Source organism: Sphaerochaeta globosa str. Buddy, from assembly GCF_000190435.1.
Lineage (GTDB): Bacteria > Spirochaetota > Spirochaetia > Sphaerochaetales > Sphaerochaetaceae > Sphaerochaeta > Sphaerochaeta globosa.
Map to the genome: position 1 here is coordinate 1,653,582 of NC_015152.1, position 16,386 is coordinate 1,669,967.

Genomic DNA, 16,386 nt, shown 5'->3' on the forward strand with positions numbered 1-16,386 from the left:
GTATGAGTACGATTCTGATAGGAACTTCAGGCTACAGCTATACCGAGTGGGTAGGCCCCGTGTATCCCAAGGGCACCAAGAGTGAGGAGTTTCTCAGCTGCTATGCACAGCTATTTCCTACTGTGGAGCTGAACTTCAGCTACTACCGCATGCCCGAAGCCGCCCAACTTGCCTTGATGCACCAAGGGGCTCCCTCTCTCAGGTTTTCCATCAAGGCCCATCAAAGTCTCACCCATGTCATCGATTCCCAACAGTGGAAAGAGATGGCAAGTTTGTTCCGCCGTTCTTTGGAGCCGTTGCTTACAAGCAATGTCCTGGACGCTGTACTCTTGCAGTTCCCTTCCTCCTTCCATTATGAAATCGATCAGAGAAAATATTTGGACTCGTTACTCAGAGTCCTTTCTCCCCTACCCTTGGCGGTGGAATTTCGTAACAGCCAGTGGTACAACAACCGCACCCTGGATTCCCTACGCGAGAGGCAGGTCTCGTTTGTCTCTCTCGACCTTCCCCAAATCCAGGGTAATCCCCCGGTTATGGATGTCCCCACCTCATCGCTTGCCTACCTACGCCTGCATGGGAGAAACAAGGAGACCTGGTGGGGTTCCGATGCAGCAAGCAGATATGACTACCTGTACAGTGACAGTGAGTTGAAAGCCGTGCTGGAGCGGGTGCTCTCACTGACGGTAGGAGCCAACAAAATCCTGGTGTACTTCAACAACCATCGCAGGGGACAGGCGGTTGCCAATGCCAAACGGCTCAGGGAACTGCTTGGTGCAAGCGGAGGTGAGGCATGCATGAGCGCGAAGCAAGCATTGTCCACATCAACATAACCGACTTTGCAGCAGCGGTTGCGATTGCAAAGCAGCCGCGTCTTGCAAGCCGCCCGTTTGCGATCGCCCTTGAGGGTTCTGCAAGGCGGGTGATCATCACAGCTTCCCGCAAGGCTTGGGAAGAGGGAATCCGTGTCGGCATGCCGGTCAGTACAGCCCAACGCATGCTCCCCTCTTTGGAAGTGTTGCCTCCCGACCTCCAATCTGCGGCCAAGGCAGACAGTGCCATAGCCTCGCTGGTAGCATCCTATTCACCTGATATCCAATGTGACAGGGGCGGGCATGTCTACCTCGATATGAAGGGAACGGGCCGCCTTTTCGGTCCGGTGGTGGACAGTGCCCTGCGTATCCGCAAAGAAATCCGCGAACAGCTTGGTCTTGAAGGAGCCGTTGCTGTTGCCTCCAACAAGCTGGTGGCAAAAATCGGAACCAGGGCGATAAGACCCTGCGGCCTTGCCCAAATCAGAGAGGGCGAGGAAGCTTCCTTTTTGGCCAGTCAGGATGTCAGTCTTCTGTCGGGGGTGGGAAATGCCATCGGGAGAATCCTGTCGGTTGCAGGTATCACCCAAATTGGGCAGATAGCCGCTTTGGACGACAATCAGGTCATCGCTTTCTTGGGCAGACGGGGCCTTGCACTGCGGGATGCCGCCCGGGGACTAGACACCTCTTCGCTGCAAAAAGGGGCGATGAACAAGCGCTGTTTCACCAGAAAGGTCAATTTTGCAGAGCCAATTCTCAATCTTGAGGAACTCAAGGCTGCCCTTGTCGCCTCAGCCGAGGATGCAGCCTTGCAGATGCGGCAAGAAGCCATGGGTTGCCAAGCAGTCCAGGTTATTCTTTTCTGGAGCGACGGACGAACAAGTGAGGCCACCAAACGTACCAAGGGCCAGTGGCTGTACGACCATGAGATCGAGAGCGAGCTCTTCGGCGCTGCACTACAGGCGCTGGGACGCAGAGTCAGGCTTTTGGCCTTCACCATCAAGCTCTTCGACATAAGCCCTGCACTAAAGCAGACCGATTTGTTCATACCCGAGATTTTGCACAAGAGAGAATCACTGCAACACACAATCGACGAGGTACGCCAGAAGTTCGGACCGGGCATCCTCACCCATGCAACGGCGCTGTATCATGGAAACTAGACTCGCCTTGACTACCAGCTATTCCCTGCTCTGGGGCACCATGCAGCCGAATAGGCTTTTCGACCAACTCAAGCAGTGGAATGTAGGCAAAGTAGCCATCACCGACCGGGACAGCCTGTGCGGCTATCCGGCATGTAGGGAAGAAGCACAACGATGCAACATAGAGTTAATCTGTGCTGCCTGCCTGACACAGGGAAGCGACACCCTCTACGCCTTTGTGCAAAGCCAGAAGGGGTATGAGAAACTCTGCCTGCTGCTTACCCAGCGGGCACAAGACCCTTCTTTTTCGTACCTTCCTTCCCTGCTCAGAGAAAGCGACGGCCTAGTTCTTGCCACCACCAGTGCTGTTCTGCTCCATGCCTTTGCCCAAAAGAACCTGTTGGTGTATGCAGCCATAACCCCTTCCTGTCTCAAAGCCGTGCAGACTGCACGCCACCTTGCGCTTCCCCTTCTTGCCTGCGACGATGCACTCTTGTTGGAAAAAGAGGACAAGGAAGTCCATCGCATCCTGCGTTGCATGGATTTGCACAAGACCGTGGGATCACTGCAGGAAGAGGATTGTGCAGCACAATGCAATGTCCTGCTCGATCCTGATCAATGGAATCAGGCTTTTTCCTGCTGGCCTGAGGCGGTGGATAACACAAACCTCCTTCAAGCGTACGACCCCTTCCCCTCTTCTCTCATTTTCCCCGAGTATCCGGTTGAGGATGCGGCAAAGGAGCTGGAAGCACGAGTCCTGAAAGGGGCGGAAGTACGGTATGGGGAAGTAAACGACGCCATTATGGAGCGTATCACCTATGAGCTTGCCATCATCAGGGACAAGGGGTTTGCTCCCTACTTTTTGGTCATGCACGATATTGTACAAATGAGCAGCCGCACCTGTGGTCGCGGTTCGGGTGCCGCCTCCATCGTTTCCTACTGCCTGTTCATTACCAATGTAGACCCTCTGGCCTACCACCTCTACTTTGAACGTTTTCTCTCCCCTTCCCGCCTCGACCCCCCGGATATCGATGTCGATTTTGCCTGGGATGAGCGCGATGGTGTCTTTGCAGCGGTATTCGAACGCTTTGGGATTGACCACTGTGCACGGGTGGCCAATCACAACTGCTTCAGGCTGCGCGGGGCTGTCAGGGAAACCGGCCGTTGCTACGGTCTCAGTGACACACAAATCACCGAGGCCGAGAAGAAGCTGTTCATCAGCGGACAAAAAGACCTCGACGACCCCTTGTGGCAGACTATCTGCCGTATAGCAACAAAGCTTGAAGGCTTACCCAAGGAAATATCCATGCATTGCGGAGGATTGGTCATCACACCTAAACCCGTACACTGTTATGCACCGCTGAGGCTCAGCAGTGATGGGTATCCCTTGCTTGCCTGGGAGAAGGAAGGAACCGAAATGGCAGGGTTTGTCAAAATCGACCTGCTGGGAAACCGCTCCCTTGCCGTCATCCGCGACACCCTGGAAAATCTTAAGGAAGAGGAACTCTCTATTGACCAGCGGCTGTGGCATCCCACTGAGGATGGGCCTACTATCGCAGCCCTAGAAAAAGGGGACTCGATGGGAGTTTTTTACATTGAATCGCCTGCGATGCGGCAGCTGCAGAAAAAGACCGGCCGTGGTGATTTCGAACATATTGTCATCCACTCCTCAATCATCCGTCCTGCGGCGAACAAGTTCATTGCCGAGTATGTTGAGCGCCTCAGGGGAAAAAAGTGGGAACCACTGCATCCAAGGCTCAGCTATATTCTGGATGAGACATACGGCATTCTCTGCTACCAGGAGGACGTATCCAAGACAGCAGTGGCCCTTGCCGGCTTCAATGAAGCCGATGCGGACAAACTGCGCAAAGTCATCGCCAAGAAAGCCGGCGGGGAGAAACTGCGTGTCTACCGCAAGCAGTTCTTCGACGGCTGCAAGGCCAATGCCGTGAGTGAGCAAACAACCCAACAGATCTGGGAAATGATGCTCAGCTTCGACGGCTACTCTTTTTGCAAACCTCACTCAGCCTCCTATGCCATGGTCTCCTTTCAGAGTGCTTACCTCAGGGTTCACCACCCTTCCCATTTCATGGCCGCCGTTTTGTCCAACCAAGGCGGGTACTACCGTAGTCAAGCATATATAAGCGAGGCACGGAGAATGGGAATCAACGTTGAGGGACCCGATATCAATACGAGCAGGATCTGCTACCATGCCCAAGGTAACACCCTGTTCATCGGCCTGATGGCAATCGCAAACCTGAAGGAGCAGACTCGAATGCAGATACTGGCAGAAAGACGGAAAGGAGGATTGTTCTTTGACCTCAAGGACGCTTCCACCCGATTGGACTTGTGCCGTGAGGATTGGGTATCCTTGGTGGAAAGTGGATGCTGCGACAGCCTTGGCCGTCAGTACCGGCGCAGTGAACAATTGAGAATTTTGCTTACCAATGCAGAGCGAACGACACGTTCCGATCAGTTGGAGCTCTTTGCCCCTGAGAAACACATTCCTGGGCAAACACGCTCACTGGTACAGGTCAAACATACCGAGGACGAACTGCACCGAGAGTTTTCCGCTCTTGGTTTTTTGCGCTCCTACCACCCACTACTGCTTTGGTCGTCGTACCTGCAAGGTCTCAAACGTGTCAGGGCATCGGAACTGAGTCAGTATGTCGGACGCTATGTGAATCTAATCGGGTATCAGATCACCCAAAAACAGGTTATGACCAAAACAGGAGAGAGCATGAGCTTTGTTTCCTTCGAGGATGAGACAGCGTTGTATGAAACGGTTCTCTTTCCCGACCTCTATCAACGCTTCTACCCCTTGCTTTCATCGCTGTGGCCTTTGGTGGTTTTTGGGTTAGTTCAGGACGACCAAGGCGCCTTGATCGTGGAAGTCCAGCACCTCAAGAAAGTTGGGAGTTGAGTCCTATTTCCTTTTCGATGCGTGCAAGATAGCCACTCATGTTGAACTTTCGTTCCAAGCCCTTGTCGTTCATGTAGCGGATATTGCCGAAGATCGGGCGTTCAGCCCATGGCCGGTCATGCTTGCCGAAGCACCAGGCGACTCCTGCATAACCATTGGGATCGCGTCCGTCCATCTGATAGGTGTTGTTCAGAGCCAAGGCACGCATGAAGGCTTCCTTGGGGGAAGGGCTCCATTCAAGAATTTTCTTTCCCCAGTACATACGCAGATAATTGTGCATGGTACCCAGTTCAGTGAGTTCCTTCTGGGCTGCATTCCAATACGGGTCGTGTGTTTGAGCCTGTTCCAGTTCTGCGAAGGAATACAGAATTGGGCGTCTGTCCTGTTCGTGGAAGGCAAGGCTCTTCTGTGCCCAGGAGGGCAACCCCTCATAGGCATCATACAGGGGATTGAACCAAACAAAGTTATAGGCGAGTTCCCGCCTCACAATGAGTTCCTCCAAAAAGACGGGGACGTCCTCAACCTCGATTTCCCTCACAGCGTGGTAGATATCGATTGCGCTTATCTGTCCAAAGTGCAGATAGGGGCTGAGACCGGAACTGAATTGCTGTGAAGGATCATTACGGTGTATTGCGTAACCACTCAGTTTTGACTCAATGAACTGGGAAAGTTTTTGATGGGCTTGGATTTCTCCCCCGACCAAGTGAGGACATACACCGCCCATCTTGCCTAAAGCAAGTGCTTTCAACACCATGGCGGTGTCACCAAGGTTGACACAGGCGAACAGGGGTTCCTCAGACAGTCCATCCACCAGAGGCTTTTGGATTGCAACAATCTGGGCGAAGTATGCGATCATGCTCTCAATCTTGCGCCTGAGCGTTGCAGCCGAATATTCCTCTTTGTCCGAAACAGCTTCAAGAGGGACTATTACATTGGTCTCGACTTCATAGAAAGGACAGGAAACAAACGAAGCAACTTGTTTGCGCCACTGCCGCTCGACTCTGGTATAGGCCCGGTCGGTCACCAATACACTGATAAAGGGTACGAGTTTAGCAAGGCCTGGTATGATTCCATCACCATGCACCCAAAGGGGAATGCCCAGCAAACGCAGTTGCTGCTGTACTTCAGCAAGTCCTTCAAGCATGAACCGATAGTGCCGCTCTTGTGCACCGGCAAAGCTTCGTTCCAACCCGAAAAAGACTACCAGGGGTTTGCCCAATGCATTGGCTTGCTCGATTGCGAATGCAAGTGCTTCGTTCTGCCTTACGCGCTGGGCGGCTTGCATCCAGTACACGACAAAAGAGCCAGCTTTATTGACCGGCATAGAAGACAACAAGGTAATTCTTTGGGACTCGATCATACCAAGAGCATACCACGGATTATTGCAGAAAACAGCTACAAGGAGTGTTCAAGATAGGAAAGTATGGCTTCTTCGTCTCCAAGCGAGTCGTAATCACCGATAAGCTGACCTTCGTAGTGATAGAGCACTCCCAGCTCTTCATTACGAGCAAGCACTTGCAGTAAGGTAGACTCAGGATGACGCTGCAAAAAGGTTGCGAAGGCTCGAATCCGCTCTTTTGCAAACATGGGTGTATCACAAGGGAAATCGGGGCATTGCCAACAACCGGAAAAGCCCTGTTCCTTGCAACAGGTATAGTGCTTGCACCAATCATTGCCGGTACATCCATCATTTCTACAGCCAGGGCATGATGCATTCTCACTGCACAGGCAGCATGCAAGGCCGCAATAGGCAAATCCTTTTTCATGTTCCATAAGGCCAAAGATACACCCACAAGCGCAATCGTGCTAGAGTCGCCCTCTTTTTGCTGCTTTAATAGCCTGCTCTGCTGCAAGCTTTCCTGTCATAATGGAAATTGGCAAACCCGAGGGGCTGAACGTCCATTGGCCTGCTTGCAGAACATGCTCAATTTCAGTATGTACTGATTTGGTTATCCGCTTCAGTGAATGAACCACAGGCACCTCACCTTCGGTGAAGGCCCATCCGGTTATGGCTCCCTCGCTGTTCGCCGTCAATCGGGATAATGTGAGCGGAGTTGCGCTGAATTCCTCCAGCACATGGTCGGATAGGCAGGGATACATTCCGCTATGCAAGACTGTACGCATGCAATCTTGCATGAAGAGTTTGGCCTCTTCATACCAGCCATCCTTTTCAATTTTTGAAAACAGTTGATAGGAGGCAAGGGTACTTACTATCAAGGCTGTTTTACCTTCGGGGGCAAGCGAACTATCGCGCAGCACCGGAATCGAAATTTCGTAGGTGGTGGCAGCACAATAGGCCTGCAAATACTGCTTAATCATCGCCTTGTCATGACAGGTTTCCTCCAAGGCTGTTTGGTCTACGGTGCTTTGTCCAACCATCGAGGGAGTATAAAAGAGATGCGGTGTTGAAAGTGCACTGAAGTAAGTGGGAGGAAGGTCTACAGCTATGTAATAGGTAAAAATCGAATCCCCACCATGCTTTGTTTCCAACGTTTGTTTGTGTCTGTTTGCCTTAAGAGAAAGCTGTTTTTCATCCACACTGCGATACAGCGCCTTCAAGTTAGCAGCCCAAATGAGTGTACCATAGCTGATGTCCTCAAGAAGCCTGCGATTTTCTGCATCAAATGAGGTGACTTGGCAATTGAGCCTAATGTCAACATTATGATGCTGCAAGTAGGTATGCAAAGCTTCTGTCAGCTTTCCGGTACCGCCCATTGGATATTGGTATTCACAGTATAGGCCAAAATAGCTCAGGGCGAAGAAGGTGGGTGTATCGGCAAAGAAGTGCTGGCTGATGATGTCGATCAGAACCTGATTCTTGGTGAACTTGCCTAAATAGGAAACAACCGGTTCATTCAATTTCCCGATTTTCCCGATGGTTCTTAGATATTTGAACAGCCAGGGCAACAGAGTCTTCCTTACATAGCCAAGGTCCTGATAATTGTCCAAAAACAGCGGGTTGTCGATACCGTAGAGTACGTCCATATAGGTTGTGATTTTCCTGATTTCAGCCATGATCAGGGCAATATCACCCACATTCTCTGGAAATAGTTCTTCAAGCATCCGTTGGTACACATCCAGACTTGCCGTGTCTTGTACTGCTACTTTTTTCTCAGCTAGTGCGAGGGTGACCAGACTGCGGACCCAGGAGAGTTCAATGCCCAATTGTTTGAGCATGGGAAATACAATGCCTGAATTCTCAATGGCACGGATACCTTGGTCATAAACAAAGCCGTTTCTGCTAAAGGAATGGACAAGCCCGCCTATGCGGTCCTGCTTTTCGCACAGTAATACGGAAAGTCCTGCACGAGCACAATAAGCGGCTGCAGTAAGACCTGCAATGCCACCTCCTACCACCACTACATCATATGCCTTCTTCATACCTTTCTTCCCTATCGAACATTCAAGAAGACTCTTCTTCAGGAAACCTACGAGCCACACCCCAGGTTACCTGCTTTTCAATACTTTATCATGGGATTACAAAAACTTGATAATGAATTCGTGCAGCTACATGACCATTAAAAACCCTGGTTGTTCGGAGTATTTTTTCGGATATACTTCTTATTTTTTCCTCGCCCAATTCCATCCAACAGCCCCATATCCACCATCTGCTTGGCAACCAGATAGGCACGTGTTCGTTTTATGCCAAGCAAGTTCATCAAAAGCTCTTCATTGCATTCGCTGTTCTGAGTCAAGTAATCGAGTACTTTGTGCATTTGGTCGGTAATATAGATTGTTTTGTTCGATGCGTTATCGGATACTTCTTCAGCATGTTCTGCACGCTTTTTCGCAAGATTCATGTTTGGCAATGTTATCCGAAAGGAGTTCTCTGTCACCGCTATGGATGGTTTGGCAGAACAATCACGGTAGAGGTCAAAGATTCTGCGAAGGCCCGTCCCATATGCTTCAATATGCTTTAAACGAAAGAAAACCTGAGCAAGCTGAGGATTTCTAGGCAGAGAGATACCATTTACAATATCATCTTTAGTCAATCCATGAGGAAGGCCACCCAACGATATAAACTCCATTCGTTCTGCGTTGATATTGATGATGCTACTGCCGCTGAAACTATAATCCCTATGGATGAGTGCATTCAACAAAGCTTCGCGAATCGCCTCAGGAGGATATTCCATACTATCAACACGGAGTAGACCCGTAATTACAGATTCAGTTTTATTATTGAGCATGATATAGGTATACGCATCGTTCAGTTGTTTGAAAATCGAACCGCTGAATTCACGTCTGTCTATAAAAATAGTATTACTGATGTCACTAAATACTGCTATTTTGACAGAATGCATACATTGATCAGATACAATGAACGCAAGATTTGTGTACAAGCCTTTTGCCGGATCACGTAAAAACAATGCACGATACTTGTCTTGTGTGAAAGCAATATTTCTATTCTTGAACTCTACTTCAGCAGTATCAAATGTCAAATCCTGCAATACACTTCTTTTTAGTTCAAATGATTCGCTCTCATACAGCATTGGAAAGCCTCCTGTCACACATACTTTTCATGGTAAAAACAGGATACTATGAATATTCACGTGATACAAGTGAATATTCAGTATTACAGTGAATATTCACTATTACCTACGCACATATTTCAGTTCATGTTCTGTAAAATGCTGCTCGCTTAGGGATTAATTGTCATTGCAAATTTGCATGTGCATTTTTTCTGGTATAGAATGAGCCTATGAAACGATTACACCCCTATCATGGAGCAGGCATTATTTTCTGGACCCAAACTGAACGTGGAGAGCGCTCCATTCTCATGGGAAAGCGCAACATGAGACCACAGAATCATCGCTGGTCGTTTCCTGGTGGAGGTTGGGAACCTAGAGATGGGCGTATGCGTGACGGCAAGGTGAATTACCAGGCTGCCGCAATACGAGAGTCCAAAGAAGAAATGGGAATGCAGGTGGACAAGCCCGATCGCTTGGCTTTAGTTTGGACGCTACACCTACCCTATTTCCACTACAACGTTTTTGGATATTATGTGAAAACGAGAATTAAACCACCCTTTGTGGACGAATTCTCTGAGTATACGTGGTGTACTTTGGATTCACTTCCCAAACCCATGGTGGTGTTTGTGCCGTCGCAGGTACGGCAATTGAAGAAGGTGAGAAGCCCCCTCCCCTAATCGGGAAAGGGGCTAGGTAGTTTTTTACGCTTTGTTTACCGGTCGTACAGGGCGAGCCTCGATATACCCACGGTATCCCATGGGAGCGAGTTGGAAACGGGGACCATCCTCGTCAGCGAACTGATACCCATACAAGGTGGGGTCGTAGGTCTTCATCAACTCCCAAAGAGTATTGATCGCATTCTCGAATTGCTCTTCATCGAAGGGAGGGCCTTGGAATACCATCATCGAGCAGGAAGGCAAGGTGATGATGTCAAAGCCTTCAGGAATGGGACCGGTAAACGAAAGAGGCACTTCCACCCCCTGCAGATATTCCGAAGTTCCCAACTTCCTGAGATTCTCGGGCATCCACATCCCGATCGGTTCAAACAATGCACCGTCGATGGAACCAAGGGTATCCCAAACGTCACACCCAACTTCCTCGCAATATGCAAAGTAGTGCGTTGCCTTATGGGCAAACTTCACCACAGCCTTCCGTTCGGGTCGCTGTACAACCTGGACAAATACAGTTTCCATACGTGTTTCTCCTTCACTGAGTGTTGTAAGAGCCGATTTCTGATGGTAGGCAGCGAGAGCTTTGCGGAATGCAGAGGGAGTCATACCGAACTGCTTGGTGAAGGCACGCGTGAATCCTTCATGTGAGTCAAATACAAACTCCAAAGCTACATCGACAATACTCTTCTTACTCGTACCCAAAACATGGGCAGCACTTGCAAGCCTTCTGCTTCGCAGGTACGAGAAGGGAGTACATCCTGTGGCATCCTTGAAAAGTCGCTGTGCATGCCACGGGGAATACGTTGCAACCGAGGCCAGTTCCCTTTGGGTGATGGGATCGTCAAGATGTTCCTCAATGTAGGCCAGCATCCGCATTACCGCATGCTTCTGATACTCATCCATCGTCAATATCGTCCTTTAGCTTGATAGTACTAGAGAAAAGCCCACTGTTCTTGACCGTCCTTGCTATTATCGCATCGACTAAGACATTTTTACAGCTCTGGTTAATCATCTACGATTACATATTTGTTCACATTTTTATCACATTATTTCATTTTTTGATTTTTCTAGACATCTCAATAATTCAATGCTAGAGTGAAAGCATCACATACGTGGGGTGATACACAAGGAGTTAAAAATGAAAAAGTATTCACTGTTGGTAGGCATGCTGCTTATAGCAGCCTTGCTGTTCGGTGCTGGGATCAGCGAAGAAACACAGTTTGCCGATCCAGGTAATGCTGCATATCTGGAGCATTATTTCCAGATAACCCTAGGATCGGGGGGCTTGGATGCTGCACAATTTGGTTCAGCACTCAGCTCCATAACCGGTAAGCCAGTTACCCTCAAGGCTTCTAGTGATATCTTCCAAGCCCTTGTAGAGGCAGCCGACCTTAGGGAGTTGGCCTTGACATACAGCAATAAGAAGACAGCTGAACGCCTCTCCTATTATGGCATCACCGAAGCTGTTCCCTCTGATTTGCAGCGCTATGTCGCTTGCTCTCTCGATGCCCATCTATTGCCTGTATCGGTAGCCAAGGAATTGTTATCCTCAAGCTATATTGATTCTGAAACAGCTGCAAACTTACTGATGAGTGTAGCAAATGCCAAGGGAGCAAGCCGCAATTATATCGGTAATGTCAGTGACAGTAATATTCTGATGCGTATCTCTAATGCCTTTGATGGTTACACGCTGTTCAGCGACGGCAACCTGGACGAAATTGGGGCATTGACTGTTCAACAGCGAGCCTCAACCGGATACAACCTCAAAAAGGATGCTGATGAAGCACAGTTCCTCCCCTCCCGCACCATCCAATATGGGCACAGTGATGAAACCCACCTCAAACAATTGACCGTGCTGCTCAATAGCGAAGGTATTGATGCCAAACTGCAGATTGAACCCAAAGTATCCATCTACGAGTACCTCCTCGACTGGGGTCCGGTGCCCGCACCCAGTCCCTACTATATGGTTCTTGCGTTTGGAGAAAACTTCTATCTGGCCTATGCTGTAGAATACGATGCAAAGTTTGAGTTCAGCTCAAACGAGGACCTGCTCAAGTTTGATGCACTCATCAACACCTATGCCAAGAAAAATGATGCCAACCAAGCCAAGGACAGTAAGACTGCCCTGCTTAAGGGCGCATGGTGGCAACCACTGTATAGCACAACCTTCCAAGCCGACGAGAGCGCATATCAGGAAATCGTCGATTGCGTTCTCCAGGAGAACAGCTACTCCATCCATCCCTTCTCTTTGCTTGAGAACAAACAAAACTTGATCGATGTACTTCAGAATCTCAGTGGTCTTGAAGTTCAGGAACGCTCTTTGTTCGTAAACAATGCCTTTCATCGCTATCTTACCGGTTCCGATTATCAGTAAGTCGTTTTCCAAGTCAGGCAGCGTTGCTCGTTGCCTGACTTTATCGGTAAAACCTGCACACATGAGTCAGTTTATGTTGTACCATAAGAGACCTATTCATAAGGGGAAACCTATAGCATGATTCCATACGTCCGCCAAAGTCAGATATATTCGTACATTAAAATGAAACAGATTGCCTATATCGACGACCTGCTGGACTTGACCAAGGTATCACTTCCGACTGTGCGTCGTGACCTCAAGAAACTGGAAGAGGAAGGGAAAATCATTCTGCTCAACGGCGGAGGAGTCAGACTTACCGAGGAGGCGGAACACTCGGTTGTCGCTCGACTTGAAGTGAACTCCGATGAGAAGTATCTGATTTGCAGCAAAGCAGCCTCGTTTATTGAGAACAATGAATTCATCTATGTAGGTCCTGGTACTACCGAGGACTATTTGATCGGCTTTCTTGCTGGAAAGAATGTTACTGTTGTTACCAACGGCATCTACCATGTGTCGAAATTACTGGAGTATAAGATCAAGACCATTGTGATCGGAGGACAGTTGGATCACAACTATGGCATCACCCACGGTCCTGAGGTACTGGAAGAAATCGATCGAATGAATTTTTCCACCTGCCTGATCGGAGCAAGTTCCGTAGCGTTGACAGGGGTCTCCTCATTCGACCGTGATGTATCGGTTATCAACCGTAAGGTTATCAGCCGGTCACAGAAACGCATTCTCATTGCCGATTCCACCAAATTCGCTGCCTTCTCTCCTCATGTGTTTGCCAAGATTGAGGATTTTAATCATATCATCACTACTGCCAAGGCAGGTATTCAAGCCAAGGATATGCCAAACCTTATTATCGCCGATACCTCTGATCTTTCATAGTACAAAGGAAATTACATGAATAAAGCCATTATCGGAGGGACTGGAGTTGGTTCCTTACCCAACACAAGCGGCCCTTATACCATGAGAACAAAGTATGGGGAGGTTGAAACCTATCGTTGCCTGATAGGAACCGAAGAAGTTCTCTTTCTTCCCAGACACGGAAGCCACCATACCACGCCCCCCCATGCCATCAATTACCGGGCCCAAATGACTGCTCTGAAGATGGAAGGCATCAGCTATGCATATGCCCTTGCAACCAGTGGTTCGATGGAGAGCTCAATCACTGAAGGTTCTCTTGTGGTAATCGAGGACTTTCTCGACTTTACGACAAGCCGCATCAAAACATTCTTCGATGGTTCTGACCAAAGGGTAGCCCATACTGATATGAGCGACCCCTATTGCAGAACCCTGCGAGATCTTTTTGTACAGACTGCAAAGCAACAAGGAGTCGGCATACACACCGGCGGAGTCTACGTCTGTACCGAAGGGCCTCGCTTTGAAGGTAAGGCCGAAATTGCCATGTTGCAAAAAATGGGAGGAACGCTCGTCGGCATGACCGGCATTCCCGAGGTTTTTTTGGCCAAGGAGCTTGGCATTTGCTATGCTGCCATCGGTCTGATTTCCAATATGGCTTGTGGAATACGTGGCGAAAACCTTGCACAAATTGACCATGGCAAGCGTGTCGCAGAGGCAAAAGAAACAGCAATGCACATTATTTCACACATATTCCGCTCACAAGAACTCACCCAAGAACGGTGTGACTGCTCCAAGGCAGTTCTTTATTTATAAACCAGGAGACGTACATGCATACCACTATTCCCGTCAGCTTACAGCATGATCCAGTAAAGCTGATACTGCTCGACCAGACCAGACTACCCGAAGAGGAGCTTTTCTTGCATTTGGATAGTCGAGACTCAATCTATGAGGCAATTAAGAAACTTCGGGTACGGGGAGCCCCGGCGATCGGCATTGCCGCAGCATACGGCATGTATGTGTGCCTAGCTCAACAGAGCTACCCGAGCCTTACTGCTATGAAGCTCGATTTTGCTGAACTGAAGCAATATTTTGCCTCCAGCCGCCCCACTGCGGTAAATTTGTTCTGGGCTTTGCAGCGGATGCAAATCAGGTTTGACACTGTATTGAGTAATCCCCAGGCCAGGCAGCAAGACGTCCTATTGGCTCTTTTGGATGAAAGCACAGCCATTTTCGAAGAAGATCAGGCCATGAGCAAGGCAATTGGGGAGCACGGACTGACACTGTTTGACAAGACCAAGACGTGGGGCGTAATGACACACTGCAATGCAGGAGGCTTGGCCACCAGCGGCTATGGGACTGCTCTTGCCCCGCTGTATCTGGGTCATGAAAGGGGCTATCACTTTTCTGTCTACTCAAATGAGACCAGACCCTTGTTGCAGGGCAGCCGTCTTACCGCCTATGAGCTGAACAAAGGAGGCCTCGATGTCACCATTCTCTGTGACAACATGGCTTCCTTGGTCATGAAGGAAGGAAAAATCGATGCTGTCATCGTGGGGGCCGACCGTATCGCCGCCAATGGTGATGCTGCTAACAAAATTGGTACCAGCGGGGTGGCAATTCTTGCCAAGTATTACAACATTCCGTTCTATGTAGCTGCTCCTAGTTCCACCTTTGACCTGAAAACCGCCCATGGCTCGGATATTGTCATAGAAAAACGGGACGGGGAAGAGGTAGTAAATGGCTTTGGCAAACGCACCGGCCCCAAGGATGTGAAGGTCTACAACCCTGCCTTTGATGTGACCGATGCTTCCTTGATCACAGCCATCATCACTGAAAAAGGACGTATTGAGCATCCCACCACCGAGAAGGTACGTAAGCATCTGGAAATGGGGAGTGTTTGAAATATTGCGCTTTGTAAAACCTACTACCATCTTTTATAATGGTTTAGGGTATTTCATAGGTAAGGAGAAGGTTATGAAGAGAGTATTTGGATTCATCGCACTGGTTCTGATCACCGGTTTGCTCTTCGCAGCGGGTGCTGCAGAAAAGCAGCCTCTAGCCGAAGCTGGCTTGAATATCGCCATTATCACCACACCATCGGGTGTCGATGACGGTTCATTCAATCAGGACAATTACAACGGGATTCTTGCATTTGTAAAGAATCATCCTACTGCAAAAGTAACGGCCATTCGTGAACCCAGCGGTGACGTTGCAGCAGCTCTGAAGGCAGCAGCCGATGTCGTAGCTGAGTACGATGTCCTGGTCTGTACCGGTTTCCAGTTTGCTGGAATCGGCGAACTTGCCATGGAAAACCCCAACACCAAGTTCATTCTTGTTGACACCTACCCCACCGATGCAAAGGGCAACAGCGTTGAGCTTCCGAACGTGTACGCAATGACCTTTGCCGAGCAGGAATCAGGCTTCTTCGCCGGTGTTGCCGCCGCTCTCGAAACCAAAACCAACAAGGTTGCAGTTGTCAACGGCGTAGCCTACCCCTCCAATGTCAACTATCAGTATGGCTTTGAGACCGGTGTCATCTATGCAAACCAGAAACTCGGCACAAACGTACAGGTACTTGAGCTTGCTTCACGTGCCGGTACCGATGTAACGGGGGCCAATGTCGGCGGAAACTATGCCGGCTCATTTGCTGACGAAGCAACCGGCAAGGTCATCGGTCAGCAATTGTTTGCCCAAGGTGCCGATATCATTTTTGTGGCAGCCGGTGCAACCGGAAACGGTGTATTCACTGCAGCAAAAGAGAGCAACGGAAAGCTGAAGGTAATCGGTTGTGACGTTGACCAATGGGACGATGGAACAGTCGGTAGTGGCAACATTATCCTTACCAGCGTTCTCAAGGTCATGAGCCTCAACGTTGAGCGCGTGCTGAATCAGATTCAGGATGGAACGTTCAAGGGAGCAAACATGCTCTTGAAGGCTGATACCGATTCCACCGGCTTCGTAAAGAAGGGCGGACGCAATCAGCTGTCTACTTCTACAATCCAGAAGCTTGACGAATCGTATGCCTTAGTCCAGAAGGGAACGATTGTTCCTGCTTCCAACTTTGGCGGTTTCACCCCTGAACAGTTCAAGGTGAACTGAGAACCTGTGTGCTATCACCCGTGCCTGAAAAGGGCACGGGTGTTTATCTGAGAGAG

The 16,386-nt window shown here is 49.4% G+C and carries 14 protein-coding genes; 9 read left to right on the plus strand and 5 right to left on the minus strand.

Annotated features, from left to right (window positions below):
• Positions 1–2 precede the first annotated feature (2 nt).
• From SPIBUDDY_RS07765 to dnaE, 3 genes are read left to right on the plus strand one after another with little or no spacing between them, the layout of a single operon-like run.
• The gene (locus SPIBUDDY_RS07765; RefSeq protein WP_013607198.1) at positions 3–830 is read left to right on the plus strand and encodes a DUF72 domain-containing protein; all 828 of its coding nucleotides are present in this window, start codon (positions 3–5) and stop codon (positions 828–830) included.
• Positions 791–1,969: a DNA polymerase Y family protein gene (locus SPIBUDDY_RS07770; RefSeq protein WP_013607199.1), complete on the plus strand. Its 1,179-nt coding sequence runs from the start codon at positions 791–793 to the stop codon at positions 1,967–1,969. The genes SPIBUDDY_RS07765 and SPIBUDDY_RS07770 overlap by 40 nt, the downstream gene beginning before the upstream one ends.
• Complete coding sequence (gene dnaE, locus SPIBUDDY_RS07775) at positions 1,959–4,871, plus strand: DNA polymerase III subunit alpha (RefSeq protein WP_013607200.1); 2,913 nt, start codon at positions 1,959–1,961, stop codon at positions 4,869–4,871. Before SPIBUDDY_RS07770 ends, dnaE begins: the two co-directional genes overlap by 11 nt.
• Here dnaE and SPIBUDDY_RS07780 read toward each other — a convergent pair.
• The 4 genes from SPIBUDDY_RS07780 to SPIBUDDY_RS07795 form a co-directional block, all read right to left on the minus strand.
• Entirely contained in the window at positions 4,852–6,231 is a 1,380-nt protein-coding gene (locus tag SPIBUDDY_RS07780; RefSeq protein WP_013607201.1) for a deoxyribodipyrimidine photo-lyase, read from the minus strand. The genes dnaE and SPIBUDDY_RS07780 overlap by 20 nt on opposite strands.
• A gap of 35 nt (positions 6,232–6,266) precedes the next feature.
• Positions 6,267–6,644, minus strand: a complete 378-nt coding sequence (locus SPIBUDDY_RS07785; RefSeq protein WP_013607202.1) for a DUF3795 domain-containing protein — start codon at positions 6,642–6,644, stop codon at positions 6,267–6,269.
• 33 nt (positions 6,645–6,677) lie between these two features.
• Positions 6,678–8,252 carry a phytoene desaturase family protein gene (locus SPIBUDDY_RS07790; protein WP_041381220.1) on the minus strand — a complete coding sequence of 525 codons (1,575 nt, stop codon included), beginning with the start codon at positions 8,250–8,252 and terminating at the stop codon, positions 6,678–6,680.
• 137 nt (positions 8,253–8,389) lie between these two features.
• Entirely contained in the window at positions 8,390–9,361 is a 972-nt protein-coding gene (locus SPIBUDDY_RS07795) for an ATP-binding protein (protein WP_013607204.1), read from the minus strand.
• A gap of 209 nt (positions 9,362–9,570) precedes the next feature.
• Here SPIBUDDY_RS07795 and SPIBUDDY_RS07800 point away from each other — a divergent pair, with 209 nt between their 5' ends.
• On the plus strand, positions 9,571–10,017 hold the full coding sequence (locus SPIBUDDY_RS07800) for an NUDIX hydrolase (RefSeq protein WP_013607205.1): 447 nt from the start codon (positions 9,571–9,573) through the stop codon (positions 10,015–10,017).
• Positions 10,018–10,041: 24 nt separating this feature from the next.
• Here the strand turns inward: SPIBUDDY_RS07800 and SPIBUDDY_RS07805 are convergent, their stop codons facing one another.
• A complete protein-coding gene (locus SPIBUDDY_RS07805) occupies positions 10,042–10,914 on the minus strand; it encodes a helix-turn-helix domain-containing protein (RefSeq protein WP_013607206.1) in 873 nt (290 codons plus the stop codon).
• A gap of 235 nt (positions 10,915–11,149) precedes the next feature.
• Between SPIBUDDY_RS07805 and SPIBUDDY_RS07810 the strand changes: the two genes are divergently transcribed.
• From SPIBUDDY_RS07810 to SPIBUDDY_RS07830, 5 genes are all read left to right on the plus strand, one after another.
• Positions 11,150–12,385, plus strand: a complete 1,236-nt coding sequence (locus tag SPIBUDDY_RS07810) for a hypothetical protein (RefSeq protein WP_013607207.1) — start codon at positions 11,150–11,152, stop codon at positions 12,383–12,385.
• 117 nt (positions 12,386–12,502) lie between these two features.
• Positions 12,503–13,255 carry a DeoR/GlpR family DNA-binding transcription regulator gene (locus SPIBUDDY_RS07815; RefSeq protein ID WP_013607208.1) on the plus strand — a complete coding sequence of 251 codons (753 nt, stop codon included), beginning with the start codon at positions 12,503–12,505 and terminating at the stop codon, positions 13,253–13,255.
• A 15-nt stretch (positions 13,256–13,270) separates the two neighbouring features.
• Entirely contained in the window at positions 13,271–14,044 is a 774-nt protein-coding gene (locus SPIBUDDY_RS07820) for an MTAP family purine nucleoside phosphorylase (RefSeq protein WP_013607209.1), read from the plus strand.
• Positions 14,045–14,058: 14 nt separating this feature from the next.
• A complete protein-coding gene (gene mtnA, locus SPIBUDDY_RS07825) occupies positions 14,059–15,132 on the plus strand; it encodes an S-methyl-5-thioribose-1-phosphate isomerase (protein WP_013607210.1) in 1,074 nt (357 codons plus the stop codon).
• A 73-nt stretch (positions 15,133–15,205) separates the two neighbouring features.
• Complete coding sequence (locus SPIBUDDY_RS07830; protein WP_013607211.1) at positions 15,206–16,330, plus strand: BMP family lipoprotein; 1,125 nt, start codon at positions 15,206–15,208, stop codon at positions 16,328–16,330.
• Positions 16,331–16,386: the final 56 nt, after the last annotated feature.

Coding starts and splice junctions, on each gene's coding strand:
- dnaE (WP_013607200.1), top strand. CDS start 1,959: ATGGAAACTAGACTCGCCTTGACTACCAGCTATTCCCTGCTCTGGGGC.
- SPIBUDDY_RS07795 (WP_013607204.1), bottom strand. CDS start 9,361: ATGCTGTATGAGAGCGAATCATTTGAACTAAAAAGAAGTGTATTGCAG.
- SPIBUDDY_RS07830 (WP_013607211.1), top strand. CDS start 15,206: ATGAAGAGAGTATTTGGATTCATCGCACTGGTTCTGATCACCGGTTTG.
- SPIBUDDY_RS07785 (WP_013607202.1), bottom strand. CDS start 6,644: ATGGAACATGAAAAAGGATTTGCCTATTGCGGCCTTGCATGCTGCCTG.
- SPIBUDDY_RS07810 (WP_013607207.1), top strand. CDS start 11,150: ATGAAAAAGTATTCACTGTTGGTAGGCATGCTGCTTATAGCAGCCTTG.
- SPIBUDDY_RS07790 (WP_041381220.1), bottom strand. CDS start 8,252: ATGAAGAAGGCATATGATGTAGTGGTGGTAGGAGGTGGCATTGCAGGT.
- SPIBUDDY_RS07770 (WP_013607199.1), top strand. CDS start 791: ATGCATGAGCGCGAAGCAAGCATTGTCCACATCAACATAACCGACTTT.
- SPIBUDDY_RS07820 (WP_013607209.1), top strand. CDS start 13,271: ATGAATAAAGCCATTATCGGAGGGACTGGAGTTGGTTCCTTACCCAAC.
- SPIBUDDY_RS07805 (WP_013607206.1), bottom strand. CDS start 10,914: ATGGATGAGTATCAGAAGCATGCGGTAATGCGGATGCTGGCCTACATT.
- mtnA (WP_013607210.1), top strand. CDS start 14,059: ATGCATACCACTATTCCCGTCAGCTTACAGCATGATCCAGTAAAGCTG.
- SPIBUDDY_RS07780 (WP_013607201.1), bottom strand. CDS start 6,231: ATGATCGAGTCCCAAAGAATTACCTTGTTGTCTTCTATGCCGGTCAAT.
- SPIBUDDY_RS07800 (WP_013607205.1), top strand. CDS start 9,571: ATGAAACGATTACACCCCTATCATGGAGCAGGCATTATTTTCTGGACC.
- SPIBUDDY_RS07765 (WP_013607198.1), top strand. CDS start 3: ATGAGTACGATTCTGATAGGAACTTCAGGCTACAGCTATACCGAGTGG.
- SPIBUDDY_RS07815 (WP_013607208.1), top strand. CDS start 12,503: ATGATTCCATACGTCCGCCAAAGTCAGATATATTCGTACATTAAAATG.